The organism is Rhizobium sp. BK316 (genome assembly GCF_014193695.1).
Lineage (GTDB): Bacteria > Pseudomonadota > Alphaproteobacteria > Rhizobiales > Rhizobiaceae > Rhizobium.
In genome coordinates, this window is the sequence record NZ_JACHZR010000005.1 from 107,417 (window position 1) to 124,098 (window position 16,682).

At 60.2% G+C, this 16,682-nt stretch carries 16 protein-coding genes; 14 read left to right on the top strand and 2 right to left on the bottom strand.

Translation table 11 applies throughout. The features are described 5' to 3' along the window. The first annotated feature begins 13 nt into the window (after window positions 1–13). The 7 genes from tkt (at window position 14) to FHT87_RS23775 (ending at window position 9,405) form a co-directional block, all read left to right on the top strand. A complete protein-coding gene (gene tkt, locus FHT87_RS23745; RefSeq protein ID WP_183805203.1) occupies window positions 14–1,987 on the top strand; it encodes a transketolase in 1,974 nt (657 codons plus the stop codon). Between the two features lie 66 nt (window positions 1,988–2,053). Further along, entirely contained in the window at window positions 2,054–3,064 is a 1,011-nt protein-coding gene (gap, locus tag FHT87_RS23750; protein ID WP_183735199.1) for a type I glyceraldehyde-3-phosphate dehydrogenase, read from the top strand. Window positions 3,065–3,170: 106 nt separating this feature from the next. Then, window positions 3,171–3,671: a GNAT family N-acetyltransferase gene (locus FHT87_RS23755; RefSeq protein ID WP_183805411.1), complete on the top strand. Its 501-nt coding sequence runs from the start codon at window positions 3,171–3,173 to the stop codon at window positions 3,669–3,671. A gap of 277 nt (window positions 3,672–3,948) precedes the next feature. Beyond that, on the top strand, window positions 3,949–5,799 hold the full coding sequence (locus tag FHT87_RS23760; RefSeq protein WP_183735200.1) for a potassium/proton antiporter: 1,851 nt from the start codon (window positions 3,949–3,951) through the stop codon (window positions 5,797–5,799). Between the two features lie 81 nt (window positions 5,800–5,880). Then, window positions 5,881–7,077, top strand: a complete 1,197-nt coding sequence (locus FHT87_RS23765; protein WP_183735201.1) for a phosphoglycerate kinase — start codon at window positions 5,881–5,883, stop codon at window positions 7,075–7,077. A 221-nt stretch (window positions 7,078–7,298) separates the two neighbouring features. Beyond that, window positions 7,299–8,324, top strand: a complete 1,026-nt coding sequence (locus tag FHT87_RS23770) for a class I fructose-bisphosphate aldolase (RefSeq protein WP_183735202.1) — start codon at window positions 7,299–7,301, stop codon at window positions 8,322–8,324. Between the two features lie 160 nt (window positions 8,325–8,484). After that, window positions 8,485–9,405 carry a PhzF family phenazine biosynthesis protein gene (locus FHT87_RS23775; RefSeq protein ID WP_183735203.1) on the top strand — a complete coding sequence of 307 codons (921 nt, stop codon included), beginning with the start codon at window positions 8,485–8,487 and terminating at the stop codon, window positions 9,403–9,405. Window positions 9,406–9,414: 9 nt separating this feature from the next. Here the strand turns inward: FHT87_RS23775 and FHT87_RS23780 are convergent, their stop codons facing one another. Further along, window positions 9,415–9,579 carry a hypothetical protein gene (locus FHT87_RS23780; RefSeq protein ID WP_183735204.1) on the bottom strand — a complete coding sequence of 55 codons (165 nt, stop codon included), beginning with the start codon at window positions 9,577–9,579 and terminating at the stop codon, window positions 9,415–9,417. A gap of 175 nt (window positions 9,580–9,754) precedes the next feature. Between FHT87_RS23780 and FHT87_RS23785 the strand changes: the two genes are divergently transcribed. From FHT87_RS23785 to FHT87_RS23795, 3 genes are all read left to right on the top strand, one after another. Beyond that, window positions 9,755–11,035, top strand: a complete 1,281-nt coding sequence (locus FHT87_RS23785) for an MFS transporter (RefSeq protein WP_183735205.1) — start codon at window positions 9,755–9,757, stop codon at window positions 11,033–11,035. 123 nt (window positions 11,036–11,158) lie between these two features. Beyond that, window positions 11,159–11,350, top strand: coding sequence for a DUF1192 domain-containing protein (locus tag FHT87_RS23790; protein ID WP_183735206.1), 192 nt, complete (start codon window positions 11,159–11,161; stop codon window positions 11,348–11,350). 373 nt (window positions 11,351–11,723) lie between these two features. After that, window positions 11,724–12,239, top strand: coding sequence for a DUF1465 family protein (locus FHT87_RS23795; protein WP_112545041.1), 516 nt, complete (start codon window positions 11,724–11,726; stop codon window positions 12,237–12,239). 169 nt (window positions 12,240–12,408) lie between these two features. On the opposite strand, the gene rpmE is transcribed toward FHT87_RS23795, so the two are convergent. Then, on the bottom strand, window positions 12,409–12,630 hold the full coding sequence (gene rpmE / locus FHT87_RS23800) for a 50S ribosomal protein L31 (protein WP_007826526.1): 222 nt from the start codon (window positions 12,628–12,630) through the stop codon (window positions 12,409–12,411). A gap of 193 nt (window positions 12,631–12,823) precedes the next feature. Here rpmE and FHT87_RS23805 point away from each other — a divergent pair, with 193 nt between their 5' ends. From FHT87_RS23805 to FHT87_RS23820, 4 genes are all read left to right on the top strand, one after another. Further along, window positions 12,824–14,626 carry an ABC transporter transmembrane domain-containing protein gene (locus FHT87_RS23805; protein ID WP_183735207.1) on the top strand — a complete coding sequence of 601 codons (1,803 nt, stop codon included), beginning with the start codon at window positions 12,824–12,826 and terminating at the stop codon, window positions 14,624–14,626. Between the two features lie 137 nt (window positions 14,627–14,763). Beyond that, window positions 14,764–15,753, top strand: coding sequence for a tripartite tricarboxylate transporter substrate binding protein (locus FHT87_RS23810; protein ID WP_183735208.1), 990 nt, complete (start codon window positions 14,764–14,766; stop codon window positions 15,751–15,753). Between the two features lie 169 nt (window positions 15,754–15,922). Next, window positions 15,923–16,111 (top strand): YegP family protein, encoded by a 189-nt coding sequence (locus FHT87_RS23815; protein ID WP_113295350.1) that lies wholly within the window; start codon window positions 15,923–15,925, stop codon window positions 16,109–16,111. A 229-nt stretch (window positions 16,112–16,340) separates the two neighbouring features. Next, complete coding sequence (locus FHT87_RS23820; RefSeq protein ID WP_183735209.1) at window positions 16,341–16,682, top strand: YciI family protein; 342 nt, start codon at window positions 16,341–16,343, stop codon at window positions 16,680–16,682.

The following is a 16,682-nucleotide window of genomic DNA, read 5'->3' on the forward strand; positions in this document are numbered from 1 at the left end:
CAGCGGAAAAGCCATGACCTCACGCGAACAAAACGATCGGATGGCGAATGCGATCCGATTCCTCTCCATGGATGCTGTCGAAAAGGCGAATTCCGGCCACCCGGGCATGCCGATGGGCATGGCTGATGTGGCAACGGTCCTCTTCACCAAATATCTCCGCTTCGATCCCAAGAAGCCGCATTGGCCGAACCGCGACCGCTTTGTGCTGTCTGCCGGCCATGGCTCGATGCTGCTCTACTCGCTACTCTATTTGACCGGCTATCCGGACATGTCGGTCGAGGACCTGAAGCAGTTCCGTCAGCTCGGCTCCAAGACCGCCGGCCATCCGGAATACGGTCATGCCACCGGCATCGAAACCACCACCGGCCCGCTCGGCCAGGGCATTGCCAATGCCGTCGGCATGGCGATCGCCGAGCGCAAGCTGCGCGACGAATTCGGTCCGGAATTGCAGGATCACTATACCTACGTCATCAACGGCGACGGCTGCCTGATGGAAGGCATCAGCCATGAGGCGATTGCCCTTGCCGGCCATCTCAAGCTGAACAAGCTGATCCTCTTCTGGGACAACAACTCGATCACCATCGACGGCGCCGTCTCGCTGTCGGACTCGACCGACCAGATCGCCCGCTTCAAGGCCGTTCACTGGAACACGATCGAGATCGACGGTCACGACCAGGCCGCCATTGCCGACGCGATCGAAGCCGCCCACAAGTCCGACCGCCCGACCTTCATCGCCTGCAAGACCGTCATCGGCTTCGGCGCTCCGAACAAGCAGGGCACCCACAAGGTTCACGGCAACCCGCTCGGCGCCGATGAAATCGCCGCCACCCGCAAGGCGCTGAACTGGGAATACGAGCCTTTCGTCATCCCCTCCGATATCCTCGACGCATGGCGCACTGCCGGCACCCGCTCCGACAATATCGTCAAGGCATGGGAAGAGACGCTTTCCAAGTCGCCGTCCAAGGCCGAGTTCACCCGCCGTTTTGCCGGGGACCTGCCTGAAGGCTTTGACAAAGCCATCGACGACTACAAGAAGAAGCTTGCCGAAACCAAGCCGACGATAGCCTCTCGCAAGGCATCGGAAGACGCGCTTGAAGTCATCAACGGCTTCGTGCCGGAAACGCTTGGCGGTTCTGCCGACCTGACTCCGTCGAACAACACCAAGACCAGCCAGATGCATTCGATCACGCCGACGGATTTTGCCGGACGCTATATGCACTGGGGCATCCGCGAACACGGCATGGCATCTGCCATGAACGGTATCGCGCTCCATGGCGGCCTCATTCCTTACGGTGGCGGCTTTATGATCTTCTCGGATTATTGCCGCCCGCCGATCCGCCTCGCTGCCCTCATGGGCATCCGTGTTATCCACGTGCTCACGCATGACTCGATCGGCGTCGGCGAGGATGGCCCGACCCACCAGCCGGTCGAGCAGATCGCTGGCCTGCGCGCCGTTCCGAACCTGCGGGTCTTCCGTCCGGCAGACGCCGTCGAAACGGCCGAATGCTGGCAGATCGCCATGAAGAGCAAGGATCATCCGTCTGCGCTGGCTCTCACCCGCCAGAACCTGACGACCGTCCGCACCGAGTATAACCAGAAGAACCTCTGCGAACTCGGCGCCTATACGCTCGCCGGCAATGCCGACGCCAAGGTCACGATCTTCGCCTCGGGCTCGGAAGTGGAACTGGCCGTTGCCGCCCGCGCAACGCTGGAAGGCAAGGGTGTCAGCACCCGCGTCGTTTCCGTTCCCTGCACGGAACTCTTCTTCGAGCAGCCGAATGCCTACCGCAAGGACGTCATCGGCAACTCGCCGGTCAAGATCGCCGTCGAAGCCGCCGTCCGCGAAGGCTGGGATGCCTTCATCGGTCCGGAAGGATCGTTCATCGGCATGAAGGGCTTCGGCGCTTCCGGTCCGGCAAAGAAGGTCTTCGAACATTTCGGCATCACGGCTGACGCCGTCGTTGCAGCTGCAGAAGCGAAGCTTTAATAGAAGTACCTTCGGGTACTTCCTCATCTACTATCAGCAAGCCCCACCTCTAGGGAGTGAATGCACATGACAGTCAAGGTTGCCATCAATGGTTTCGGACGTATCGGCCGCAACGTTCTTCGCGCCATCGTCGAGTCCGGCCGCACCGACATCGAAGTCGTCGCCATCAACGACCTCGGCCCGGTCGAGACCAACGCCCACCTGCTCCGTTACGACTCCATCCACGGCAAGTTCCCGGCCGAAGTGAAGGTCGAAGGCGATACGATCACCGTCGGCGGCGGTAAGCCGATCAAGGTCACCGCGATCAAGGATCCGGCAACCCTTCCCCATAGGGAACTGGGTGTCGACATCGCGATGGAATGCACGGGCATCTTCACCGCCCGCGACAAGGCTGCGGCCCACCTGACGGCCGGCGCCAAGCGCGTCATCGTTTCGGCTCCTGCCGACGGCGCTGACCTGACGGTCGTCTTCGGCGTCAACCACGACCAGCTCACCAAGGAGCATCTGGTCATCTCCAATGCCTCCTGCACCACGAACTGCCTGGTGCCGGTCGTCAAGGTTCTCGATGACGCCGTCGGCATCGATCACGGCTTCATGACGACCATCCACTCTTACACCGGCGACCAGCCGACACTCGACACGATGCACAAGGACCTGTATCGCGCCCGCGCTGCTGCCCTCTCGATGATCCCGACCTCGACGGGCGCCGCAAAGGCCGTCGGCCTCGTTCTGCCGCACCTCAAGGGCAAGCTCGACGGCACGTCGATCCGCGTTCCGACCCCGAACGTCTCGGTCGTCGACTTCAAGTTCGTTTCCAAGAAGGCCACCACGGTCGGCGAAATCAACGAAGCGATCAAGGCTGCTGCAAACGGCAAGCTGAAGGGCATCCTCGGCTACACCGACGAGCCGCTGGTCTCCCGCGACTTCAACCATGACAGCCACTCCTCGATCTTCGCGACAGATCAGACGAAGGTCATGGAAGGCAACTTCGTGCGCGTCCTGTCCTGGTACGACAACGAGTGGGGCTTCTCCAGCCGCATGTCCGACACGGCTGTGGCCTTCGCCAAGCTCATCTGAGCTTGACGGCAGATTGAAAAACGGCCCGGGAAACCGGGCCGTTTTGTTTTGAGGAACTGTGTGCAACCTTCGCTAAGTTGGGTCGAAAGAACGGGAAATGGCGCAACTGAATATCCGAAAGGCTCATCCGACCGACGCCCGGGAACTCTCCGAAATTCTCAACGAGATCATCGCAATCGGCGGCACGACTGCAATCGAGACCCCTCTTTCGCCCGAGGAACTGGCCGATTGGTTCATAACAGGCAAATGGCCTCTGACATGCCACGTCGCCGAAAGCAGTTCCGGTCTCGCCGGTTTTCAGTCCCTGAGCCTCTACGGAAACCCACCGAAAGGCTGGGCCGATATCGCGACGTTTGCGCGGCAAAACCCAAAGATACCAGGCGTCGGAACCGCACTCTTCGCGGCAACTCTTGCCGTTGCCAAGGAGCGCAACATCGAGTTCATCAACGCAACCATCCGCGCCGATAATGCCGGCGGTCTCGCCTATTACGAAAAGATGGGCTTTCGCACCTATAACACGATTGAGAAAGTGCCGCTTAAGGATGGTACGCTGGTGGACAAAATTCAGAAGCAATATGAGGTGCAGAAGGGTCGGAGCGGCCTCTAGGCGCGCCGCCAACAAAAAATGCGGCCCTCCGCCTATCTGCCCTGCTCTCGCCTGATTTGCTTATACATTCTTTATACAGACTTTTTCCCGTAGCATCCTTCACTGTCCCTCCTCCCAAGGGTCGTCCAGCAGCATGATGCAGCAATGCAGCCGAGGTTAAGCCGCAAGGCCTACCCTTCTGTCGTATTTTGCCGTTTACTAATGGATCGTGCTGGACGCGGAGGGTAAGGGACAGGCTGGGCGACTTTGGGATGGCGATGAGGCGAAAGGGGTAGGCATGGAAGCGTTTTACATCGTGGTGCTGGTCGCAACCGCACTCGTGCTTCTTGCTGCCTTTTCGAGCTTGCTCGCCTTCCGCTTCGGCGCTCCCCTGCTGCTGCTCTTTCTGATGATCGGGCTTGCCGCCGGTGTCGATGGTCTCGGCATCGAATTCAGCAATAACTACCTCGCCTATGTTCTGGGCTCGGTTGCCCTTGCCATCATCCTCTTCGATTCCGGCTTCGGCACGCCGATGCAGGCCTTCCGCATCGCGGCGATGCCGTCGCTGACGCTCGCCTCCGTCGGCGTGCTCCTGACTGCCGCGCTCTTTGCCTTCGCCGCCCGCTGGCTACTCAATTTCACCTGGCTGGAGGGCATGCTGCTCGGCTCCATCGTTGCCTCCACCGATGCCGCCGCCGTCTTCTTCCTGCTGCGCATCGGCGGCATCAACATCCGCGACAAGGTGCGTTCCACTTTGGAAGTCGAATCCGGCACCAATGACCCGATGGCGATCTTCCTGACCATCGCGCTGGTTGAGGTTCTCGCCAGCGGCGAACGTTACGCCGGCATCAATATCGGCATGCTCGCCATGTTCATCCAGCAGATGGGCCTCGGCGTCATCCTCGGTCTGCTCGGCGGCATGATGATCGTGTTGATCGCCGGCCGGCTGGAAACGGATCGCGGCCTCACGCCGATCTTCGTGCTGGCGCTTGCCTTGCTGGTCTTCTCCTTCACCGGTGCTGTCGGCGGCAGCGGCTTCCTTGCCGTCTATGTCGCCGGTATCTATGCCGGAAACCGCAGGATGCAGGCGATTGGCACCATCAGGCGCTTTCAGGACGGCATGACCTGGCTTGCCCAGATCATCATGTTCCTTGTGCTCGGCCTGCTGGCGACGCCCTCGCAGTTTCCCATCATCATCGTGCCGGCGATCCTGCTCGCGCTCTTCCTGATCTTCGTCGCCCGGCCGCTCGCCGTCTGGTTGTCGCTGCTGCCCTTCGATTATACCCAACAGGAAATCGGCTTCGTCGCCTGGGTCGGCCTGCGCGGCGCCGTTTCCATCCTTCTCGCCATCATGCCGATCCTCGGCGGGCTGCAGCACAGTCAGATCTATTTCAACACCGCCTTCATCATCGTGCTCGTCTCGCTGCTCGTACAGGGCTGGACGATCAAGCCGGTCGCCAAGCGCCTGGGCCTCATCATTCCGCCGCGCATCGGCGCGGTCGACAAGGTAGAGGTCGATCTGCCGGGTGCCGCCAACCACGAGCTGCTGTCCTATCGCGTCGTCAAGGATAGCCCGGTGCTTCGCGGCGAGCGCATCCCGCGCTGGGCAGCCCCCTCGCTCGTGATCCGCGACGGCAAGTCGATGCGTTATCAATACGCCGGCCGCCTCCGGGAAAACGATCTCGTCTACCTCTTCATCGCGCCCAGCTACTCGCGCCTGCTCGACCGGCTCTTCGCCAGCCGCGCACCTGTTGATGAGGACGATGCGGAATTCTTCGGCGCCTTCGCGCTGTCACCGGCCCGTCCCGCCGCCGATCTCGACGCCGCTTACGGTCCCGGCCTTCTCAACGAATCCGAAAAGGGGCTGACGATCGCCGAACTGATGAAACAGCGCCTCGGCGGCAAGGCGGACTATGCCGATCGCGTCCGTCTGGGCTCGCTCATCCTCATCGTGCGCGACCTCGACGACCAGGATCATATTACCTCTGTCGGCATGTCGCTGGAAGCTGTCGAGCCGGCCACCACGCTGCCGATCTTCATCAATCTGCGTGATATTATCCAGCGCATCCGCGACCGTATGAAAGGCCGCCAGAAACATGAGGCAGCCACGACGGAAGGTGCTGTGGGACGTGAGGAAAACCCGCGCTGAAACGGCGACCCACTGCCTTGCGTCTCCCCCGATCCTTGCTATGGTCGGCGCAACTTTCGCCAACCACGAACGGATCCTCCCATGGCAGCTTTCAAGACTCTCGACGACCTCAACGACATCGCCGGCAAGCGCGTTCTCGTCCGCGTCGACCTCAACGTCCCTGTCAAGGACGGCAAGGTCACGGACACGACCCGCATCGAGCGCGTTGCGCCGACAATCCTTGAACTGTCGAAAAAGGGCGCCAAGGTTATCCTGCTCGCCCATTTCGGTCGCCCGAAGGATGGTCCTTCGGCGGAATTCTCGCTTTCGCTGGTTGCCCCCTCCGTCGAGCAAGTGCTTGACCATGCGGTGCTGACGGCAGCCGACTGCATCGGCGAGGCAGCTGCTTCCGCCGTCACGAAGATGAACAATGGCGATATCCTGCTGCTCGAAAACACCCGCTTCCACAAGGGCGAGGAAAAGAACGATCCGGATTTCACAAAGGCGCTCGCCGCAAACGGCGATATCTATGTGAACGATGCCTTCTCGGCCGCGCACCGCGCCCACGCCTCCACCGAAGGTCTCGCCCATCACCTGCCGGCCTACGCGGGGCGCACCATGCAGGCCGAACTCGAAGCATTGGAAAAGGGCCTCGGCAACCCCGTCCGTCCGGTCGTCGCGATCGTCGGCGGCGCCAAGGTCTCGACCAAGATCGACCTCTTGATGAACCTCGTGAAGAGGGTTGATGCGCTCGTCATCGGCGGCGGCATGGCCAATACCTTCATCGCCGCCCGCGGCACCAATGTCGGCAAGTCGCTCTGCGAGCATGATCTTGCCGATACCGCCAAGCAGATCATGATTGAAGCCGCCACTGCCGGTTGCGCGATCGTCCTGCCGGAAGACGGAGTCGTCGCCCGAGAATTCAAGGCGGGTGCTGCCAACGAGACCGTCTCGATCGACACCATCCCTGATGATGCCATGGTCCTCGACGTCGGCCCGAAGTCGATCGACGCCGTCAAGGCATGGATCGAGCGCGCCACCACGCTCGTCTGGAATGGCCCGCTCGGGGCCTTCGAAATCGAGCCCTTCGATGCAGCGACCGTCGCCGCCGCAAAATATGCCGCCGAACGCACCAAGGACGGCAAACTTACCTCCGTTGCAGGCGGCGGTGACACGGTCTCCGCTCTCAATCATGCCGGCGTTGCCGAAGACTTTACCTATGTTTCGACCGCAGGCGGCGCCTTCCTTGAATGGATGGAAGGAAAGGAACTACCGGGCGTGGCCGTTCTCTCCCGTTAATCGATAAGGCGATTAGCCAGATATTCCAGCAGGATAGACCGCGGAGGCTAGCGCTTCCGCGGTCTTTTGCTCAAAAAGAGAAAAAATTCCCGAACTTTCAAACGATTGAAATCATTTCAATCGTTTCAATGACTTAGCACTCCCTTTTTTCTCCCTATAAACTTCTGTTATCCGGGTTCTATATTATCAATTCTGCCGGGTTTCATTGTGGAGAGAACGAGATGAGCGAACGACTGGAAGACATTGCAGTTAAGATGGTTGCCGGTGGTCGGGGCCTGCTGGCAGCCGATGAATCGACCGCCACCATCAAGAAGCGTTTCGACGCGATCAATCTTGAATCGACCGAAACCAGCCGGCGCGATTATCGCGAGATGCTCTTCCGCTCCGACGAAGCGATGAAGAAGTACATCTCCGGCGTCATCCTTTATGAGGAAACCCTTTTCCAGAAAGCCGCCGACGGCACGCCTTTCGTCGACATCATCAAGGCTGCAGACAGCATTCCGGGCATCAAGGTCGATATCGGCGCCAAGCCGATGGCCAAGTTCCCCGGCGAAACCATCACCGAAGGCCTCGACGGCCTCGCAGACCGCCTCGCCAAATATTACGAAGCCGGTGCTCGTTTCGCCAAGTGGCGTGGCGTCATCGCCATCTCGCAGACCCTGCCGAGCCGCGGCTCCGTGCGCGCCAATGCCCAGGCGCTGGCGCGCTATGCAGCGCTCTGCCAGGAAGCCAGGATCGTGCCGATCGTCGAGCCGGAATGCCTGATGGACGGCAAACCGGGCGACCACAATATCGACCGCTGCGCAGAAGTGACTGAATCTACGCTGCGCATCGTATTCGAGGAACTGGCCGATGCCCGCGTCAGCCTCGAAGGCATGATCCTGAAGCCGAACATGGTCATCGACGGCAAGAATGCCCGCAAGGCTTCCGTCGCCGAGGTTGCCGAACGCACCGTGCAGGTTCTGAAGCGGACGGTTCCGTCAGCCGTTCCTGGCATCGCCTTCCTCTCCGGCGGCCAGACAACGGAAGAAGCGACCGCCCATCTCTCCGCGATCAATTCAGGTTACGATCTGCCCTGGTTCGTCACCTTCTCCTATGGCCGCGCCCTGCAGGACAGCGCGCTCAAGACCTGGAACGGCAAGCAGGAAAACATCGCTGCCGGCCAGCGCGAATTTGCGCACCGCGCCGAAATGAACAGCCTCGCCGCCAAAGGCAACTGGAAGGCCGAACTCGAAAAGGCCGCCTGAGCCTTTTGACGATTGAAAGACGACACAGGCGGCGAACATCTTCGCCGCCTGTTTTATTTGCACGTGCGTATCGCGATGGCGATTTGTCATGGCGACAAGATAATCCTTCGCCACAACCGCGGGCCTCGCTAATCATGGCGCCTCAACCATCGGAGCCGCCATGAACAGCCTGTCCTACACCACCGTCGACGTTTTCACGTCCACCCGCTTCGAAGGCAACCCGCTCGCGGTCATGGCCGACGCAAGGGGCTTCAGCGACGCGGCAATGCAGAAGATCGCCGCCGAATTCGGCTATTCCGAAGTCACCTTCGTGTTGCCGCCGGAGAACCTCGAAAACACGGCAAGGGTGCGCATCTTCACGCCGACAATGGAAGTGCCGTTCGCCGGGCATCCCAATGTCGGCACCGCCTATGTGCTCGGCCAGCAGAGCGAAATCTTCGGCCGCCCCGTCGGCGACAAGCTGCGGTTCGAGGAGAAGGCCGGCCTAGTAGAAGTCGCCCTGCGGCGCCGCGAAGGCCGTGTCACCGCAGCGACGATCCGTGCGCCGCAACCGCTTGAAGTAGGAGACACGATACCCGAAGCGGTCATTGCCAGCTGCATCTCCATCGATCCGGCCTCAATCTGCAAAAGCACCCATGCCCCGGTCTTTGCATCGGTCGGTCTGAACTTTGCCGTCGCAGAACTCGAAAGCCTTGACGCTCTCGCTGCGGCAAGCCCGAATCTCAATGGCTTCCAGGCGGCGGCCAAGACCACAGCCGGCAGCCATGACTTCTCCCTGTTCCTCTACGTCCGCCCCGCCGCTACGCCCTGGAAGATCCGCGCCCGCATGTTCGCGCCACTGGACAACGTCATCGAGGATCCGGCGACCGGCAGCGCATCGGCAGCCCTTTCCGCCTATCTCGTCTCATTGCAGCCGGAGGCTGACATCAGCCAGCACGTAACGATCGAACAGGGCGTTGAAATGGGCCGGCGCAGCGTTATCGAGCTCGATGTCGTCAAGAAGGCCGGCACAGTGACCGACGTGACGATCTCAGGAAGCTGCGTACCCGTCATGAAAGGCGAGATCATCCTGCAGGACTGAACCTGCGGCCTACATCACAAAATCGCGCGCCAGCAGCGCCACCGCCCAGACGGCAAAGGCAATCAGCGCGATCTTCCAGAAATCCATCCGACGGCGCAGACCTGGATAGCCGAGCGGCTTGATGATCTGGATTGCCATGGCAAGGATGAGCAGCAACGCTATCAGCTTTGTCATGGCTTTATTTTTTCCATTTATCAGAATGTCACAGGACGGACATTTTTTCACGCGAACAGAGAATATCTACTCGCCGTAAAGGCATTCCGGGACACAATCAACATTCTTATGGACTGGGCAGATGCAGGTCTCGCCTTACGTCCTTTTTCAAAGCGAACACGCCGAGTCTGGGGATATGACAAGAAATCTTCTGTCCGTCGCTGCGCTGCTCTTTGGCACGCTCTTCCTTTTCATGGGCAACGGATTGCAGGGCATTCTGCTTCCCGTACGCGGAAATCTCGAAGGTTATGCCACGACGACGCTCGGCCTGCTCGGCACGTCCTGGGCGGCAGGCTTCGTCATCGGCTGCCTTGTCGCCCCGAAATTGGTGCGCCGTGTCGGCCATGTGCGCGCCTTCTCCGGCTTCATCGCCATCATCGCCATCATCGCGCTCGTGAGCGGCATCATCATCGACCCGATCTGGTGGGTCGTTCTGCGCGCCGTCACCGGCTTCTCAACCGCCGGCACCTCGATGATCATTGAAAGCTGGCTGAACGAGCGGGCGAACAATGAAAGCCGCGGCGCGATCTTCTCGCTCTATATCGGCATCACCCTGCTCGGCGTCGTGGGAGGCCAGTTGATGATCCCGTTGGAAGACGTGCGCACGCCGGTGCTCTTCATGGTCTGCGGCATTTTCTACTGCATCGCCATGTTGCCGACGACGCTGTCGACCGCCGCCTCGCCGCAGCCGCTGAAGGCCGTAAAACTCGATCTGCCGGCGCTCTACCGCAATTCGCCCGTCTCCTGCCTTGGCATCTTGCTCGTCGGCATCGCCAACGGCGCCTATGGTACGCTCGGCGCCGTCTTCGGTGCGGGTGCTGGCCTCTCCGACACTGCGATTGCTGTCATGATGAGTGCGACCATCTTTGCCGGCGCCATAATGCAGCTTCCGGCCGGGCGGCTCTCCGACCGTATCGACCGTCGTTATGTATTGGCCGCCATGTCGGCCATCGCAGCCCTTGCCGGCCTGCTGATCTTCCTGCTGCACCCCTCCTCCCCTGCTTTCCTGATCGGCCTCGTCATCCTCTACGGCGCCGTCGCCAACACGCTCTACCCGATCGCGGTCGCCCATGCGAACGACTTCGCCGCATCCGAGGATTTCGTGAAGGTCTCAGGCGGCCTGCTCCTGCTTTACGGCATCGGCACCGTCATCGGCCCGACGATCGGCGGCCCGGTCATGTCCATCATCAGCCCGCACGCGCTCTTCCTTGTGACCGCGCTTGCCCATCTTCTGATCACCGCTTACGCCATCATCAGAAGCCGAATCCGCGCCGCCGTTCCCGCAAGCGACCGTGACGCCTATACCACGATCCCGACGGCGACAGCGCCGACCCTCACGCCCGAAAGCATGTCGCTTGCCAATCGCAGCGCCGGCAAGTCTCCCGAAAGCGGCGATCCTGCTGTAAAGTTCGGCTGACGAACTGAAGCATGTCACGCAAAACTGCGCAGCGGTTTTGCGAGAACGACATGCATGAAACAAAAACTTAAAGCGTGAAAGCGAATCCTGGAGATCGCGACACGCCTTAAAGGAGGAGTGACGATGAGCTTCATGGATGACGACAGGCCACAGAAGAAGACTGCACACGAGATCGGCTCCGATCTCTCCATGCTTTCGGTGGACGAGCTGAAAGCGCGCGTGGAACTCTTGAAAACCGAGATCGCGCGGCTCGAAGCAGAGGCCGCCAAGAAGGCGTCCGGCCGGGTTGCAGCCGAAGGCCTTTTCCGATCATAAGACTGCAAACACGCAAATATTGCTTCAAAATTACTTGCTGCAAGTCTTAAATTGGGACGATATTAATAAAAAATTAAGCTTTATAAGATATTACTCATACCGTTCAGATCTTTCTGGACCTCAGACAGTTTTCCAAGCGGTGAATTGGTCTGATTTTTCTCCCTGTTTTACCTTGAGAGCCGCTTTTGCGGCTCTTCTTTTTGCGCTGCCCTACTCCTTTCCACGAAACTGTGGAGATTAACCTTTTCTTAAGAAACGGCTTGCGCATTTAGGCTAAAGATACCATCTTGAAATCATAAAGACCGGCGTGGGAAACTTTTCCACGGAAACCGGCGTTACCTGATAGTAGATGCGTGCAACAGGGATTCTTTAGATGTCGGAACTTGGATTGAACACAATCAGTTTTGCGGGCCGCGCTGCCGCATCCTCGCAGTTCAAGACGCTGTATGCCGAGGGCATGTCGCTCGTCGAAGAAACCGCATCCTACCTCGACGGCCAGGGCCGCGCTGCCTCCAAGGTGCTGCCGCGCATGGCCTCGGTCCTTTACGCGGCTGAATCGATGCGCCTGACCACCCGCCTCATGCAGATGGCTTCCTGGCTGCTGCTGCAGCGCGCCGTCAACAATGGCGAAATGTCCCGCGATCAGGTTCTGGCCGAGAAGAACAAGGTTCGCCTCGACGGCTTCAACGTCGACCGCAACGCTCCGGGCTGGGGCGACCTGCCGGAATCCTTCCGCGATCTCGTCGAACGTTCGCTCCGCCTGCAGAACCGCATCGCCCTGCTCGACCGCGAGATCTATCGCCCGGCCGAAGCTGCGATCGTTCCGGACAATCAGAACAGCGTCCAGGCCCAGCTTTCCCTGCTGCAGACGGCTTTCGGCAACAACTGATCTGGCATCAAGAATTCGATGAAACCGGCTGCGGCAACGCGGCCGGTTTTTTGTTTGTTCACGCCGCCTGCCTCACTCCTATACGCGCAGGAATGAGGAGTGCAAACACAGAAAGCAAAAAGCCCGGCTTGAAGCCGGGCTTTTGCAAATTCCGTCGACCGCAAGCGGATTAGAGGCCGAGGCCGCCGAAACGCTTGTTGAACTTCGAAACACGGCCGCCGCGATCCATGAGCTGCTGGTTGCCGCCAGTCCAGGCCGGGTGCGACTTGGAGTCGATTTCGAGATTCATGACAGCACCTTCCGAACCCCAGGTCGAGCGGGTTTCGTACTCGGTGCCATCGGTCATGACTACCTTGATGACGTGGTAGTCGGGATGGATGCCTTCCTTCATGACAATCTTCCTGCGATGCCGGGGTTCAATTTGCCGCAGACAGTTGCGGCGAAAGAACCGATTGAATAAATGAAGCCGCAGTCGTTAAGGCTACGGCTTCCCATTAGGATGCGGTGCCTATACATGAAGGGCGCCGGGATAACAAGGGCCAAGGAGCCGCAATACGCGGTCTTTGAAGGCGATCGGAGACGAATTGGCAGAACAGGCAGAGCTTGGGGAGAAGAAGTCGCGTTCGCTAAGACCGCTCGGCAGATTGGCCCCCTATGTGGCACGCTATCGCGGCATGGTCGCGGGCGCCCTGATTGCGCTGGCTCTTGCCGCCATCACCTCGCTTGCCATACCGCTTGCCGTGCGCCGGATGATCGACCACGGCTTTACTCAGGCCGACGGCAGCTTCATCAATAGCTATTTCGCCATGCTGATGCTCATGGCCATGGTGCTCGCCGTCGCTAGCGCTCTTCGCTATTATTTCGTCATCAGCATCGGCGAACGCATCGTTGCGGATCTGCGCCGCGATGTCTTTTCGCATGTCACACGGCTTTCGCCTTCCTTCTTTGACGTCAACCAATCTGGCGAGATCGTCTCGCGGCTGACGGCCGACACGACACAGATCAAATCCGCCGTCGGCGCCACGGCTTCTGTTGCGCTGCGCAATCTTATTCTCTGCATCGGCGCGCTCGGGATGATGATCGTCACCTCGCCGAAGCTTTCGAGCCTCGTCATCGTTGCGATCCCGGTCATTGTCTTTCCGCTGGTCGCTGGCGGCCGCTCGGTGCGGAAGCGTTCCCGCGCAGCACAGGATACACTGGCCGAGGCCTCCGCCTTCGCCAATGAGACGATCGCGGCAACCCGCACTGTACAGGCCTTTAACGCCGAGACCGCAGCCGCCGACCGGTACGGCTCGGCTGTCGAATCCGCCTATCAGGCCGCACGTTCCGCCGTATCCTCCCGAGCCCTGCTCACAGGCATTGCCATCACCCTGATCTTCGGCAGCGTGGTCGCCGTTCTCTGGTTTGGTGCCCATAGCGTTCTCGCCGGTACGCTCTCGGCCGGCACGCTCGGCCAGTTCCTGCTCTATGCAGTCATCGCAGCCGGCTCGCTCGGCGCATTGTCGGAGGTCTGGGGTGAGCTTTCGCAAGCGGCAGGCGCGGCCGACCGCCTGACCGAGCTTCTGGACGAGGTTTCGCCGATTGCTGCCCCTGTAGATCCGCAACCGCTTCCCTCACCGGCACAGGGTCGGGTGGAATTCGATAGCGTGCATTTCGCCTATCCGTCCCGCCCCGGCAGATCGGCTCTGCATGGGCTGGATTTCAGAGTGCAGCCGGGGGAAACGGTCGCGATCGTCGGCGCCTCCGGTGCCGGCAAAAGCACCGTCTTTTCGCTCCTGCTGCGATTCTACGATCCGCAACAGGGCGGCGTGAAGATCGATGGCGTCGATGCCCGCCAGGCAGATCCGGATGCACTGCGCCAACGCATCGCCATCGTGCCGCAGGATGTCACTATCTTCGCAGCTTCGATCCACGACAACATCGCTTTCGGCGTTCAAGGTGCCACGCGCGAGCAGGTTCGTGACGCCGCGATTGCGGCCCAAGCCGATGAATTCATCAACAGGCTGGAAAAGGGTTATGACACTGAGGTCGGCGAACGCGGCGTCACCCTGTCCGGCGGCCAGCGCCAGCGCATCGCCATTGCCCGCGCGATCCTGAAGAACGCACCCATTCTGCTTCTGGACGAGGCCACATCCGCCCTTGATGCCGAAAGCGAAACGCTGGTGCAGAAAGCCCTCGATGACCTGATGCAGGGCCGCACCACCTTGGTGATCGCTCACCGCCTCGCCACCGTTTTGAAGGCCGACCGCATTCTCGTCATGAATCAGGGCCGTATGGTGGAGGAAGGCACGCATCAGAGCCTGATCCGTCACGGCGGCATCTATGCGAAGCTCGCCCGCCTGCAATTCGATGCGGCCAACGAGGACGTCTTGGCCGCAGCCAAGTAGGCTGCCTCGCGTCGCATCGCGACTAAAGTCTGATCGGCACACCTCCCACCAGCGATTGCCTTTGCCGCAGCCTGCCCTAACCTCCCTATGCCCGAGGATGGGATCTTTGCTGTTGAAATCTATGGGAGGAGATTCGAATGGCGCTTTGTAGAATGACTCGTCGCATGAGCCTGGCGTTAGCCCTTGGTCTGCTTGCCGCCACTGCAGGCACGGCAGCATTGGCCCAGAGCTTTCCGGATCGCTCGATCACCATGATCGTGCCCTTTGCCGCCGGCGGCTCGACCGATGTCGTCGCCCGCATCGTCGCGCAGAAAATGTCCGACGATCTCGGCCAGCAGGTCATCGTGCAGAATGTCGCAGGTGCCGGCGGCAATCTCGGCGCCGGCAATGTCGCGCGCGCCGAGCCGGATGGCTATACGATCCTGATGGGTACCGTCGCCACGCACGCTCTCAACCCGCTGATCCTGAAATCGACGCCCTACGATGCCGAGAAGGATTTTGCACCGATCTCGCTGCTCGTGATCGTTCCGAACGTGCTGGTCGTCAATCCGGAACTGCCTGCAAAGAATGTGCAGGAACTGATCGCACTGCTGAAAGCCGATCCGGACAAATACAGCTACGCCTCATCCGGCAACGGCACGCCGCTGCACCTTTCCGGCGAACTTTTCAAAAGCATGGCCGGCGTCGACATGCAGCATATTCCCTATAAGGGAGCGGGACCGGCGCTGAACGACGTCATCGGCAACCAGGTGCCGATCATGTTCGACAATCTGCCCTCGTCGTCGAGCCACATCAAGGCCGGTACGCTGAGAGCTCTCGCCGTGACGACGGCCGAACGCGCGCCTTCCTTCCCCGATGTTCCAACCATAGCGGAATCCGGCATATCAGGATACGAGACCTATACGTGGAATGCGCTCTTTGCACCCGCCAACACGCCGGCCGATGTGGTCAGCCGCCTCAACGCCGCGGCCAACAAAGCCTTGACCGATCCGGCCGTTGCCGAGCGGATGAAGGAGTTCAGCGCGACGATCGTCGGATCTACGCCGGAAGAACTCGGCGCTCATGTGAAGGCCGAGCTTGCCAAATGGAAACCGGTCGTCGACGGCGCCCATATCCAGATGGAGTGACCGCAACGGGAGGGAACCGCATGCCGGTATCCCCTTCTCTCCGCCCGATCCAACCGGCGGCAACCGGACGCCCTGCAATTGAATTCTAATTAAGGTAGTGGAAAAGCTTACAATTCTGGGCTAGCCTTCAAAAGGCTGATGCACGATTTCAGCTTACCAGGAGGGATCCATGTACAGATTTGAAGTTTACAAGGATAAGGCCGGTGAATTCCGCTTCCGCTTCAAGGCGTCGAACGGAGAGACCATGTTCTCGTCCGAAGGTTACAAGGCGAAAGCATCCGCAGTGAACGCCATTGAATCCATCAAGAAGAATTCGCCCGGCGCGGATGTGGTGGACCAGACAAAGGCGGAAGCCTGATCTGAAGCGGAGGCGACACCGTCGCCTCCAGCATCTCCTTATCGACGTATTTTCCCGCACCCATTTGCAGCGCGAACTTTTTTCGACCGCGATGTCGAAATGACGGCTGCTGAAACCTCATTGTTTCGGAACGGCCCGAGGCCGCGCCACCGGAGCATTGCAGCCTTGGCAATTTCGGCTTTACATGCTGCTGCCCGGTCAAACGCCATCAGAGGATCAGGAGTTTCCGATGCAATACGCGCTTATCATCCGTGAATCCGCAGAAGACTTTGTCCGCCGCGGCGATCCCGCCTACCGCGACGGCTGGACGGCTTACACCAAGGCACTGATGCAAGCCGGGATCTTGACCGCCGGCGCCGGTCTGACCCCACCTGAGACCGGCACGATCATGCGCCGCAAGGGTGAGGATCATGACGTGCAGGACGGTCCCTACCCGGAAGGCAAGGAACAGCTCGGCGGCTTCTACGTGATCGAGGTGCCGGATCTCGATGCCGCGCTCGAATGGGCCACACGCGTTCCCGTCTCCGAACGGGGCTCGGTCGAAATACGGCCCCGGCTGCAAACAGCGTGA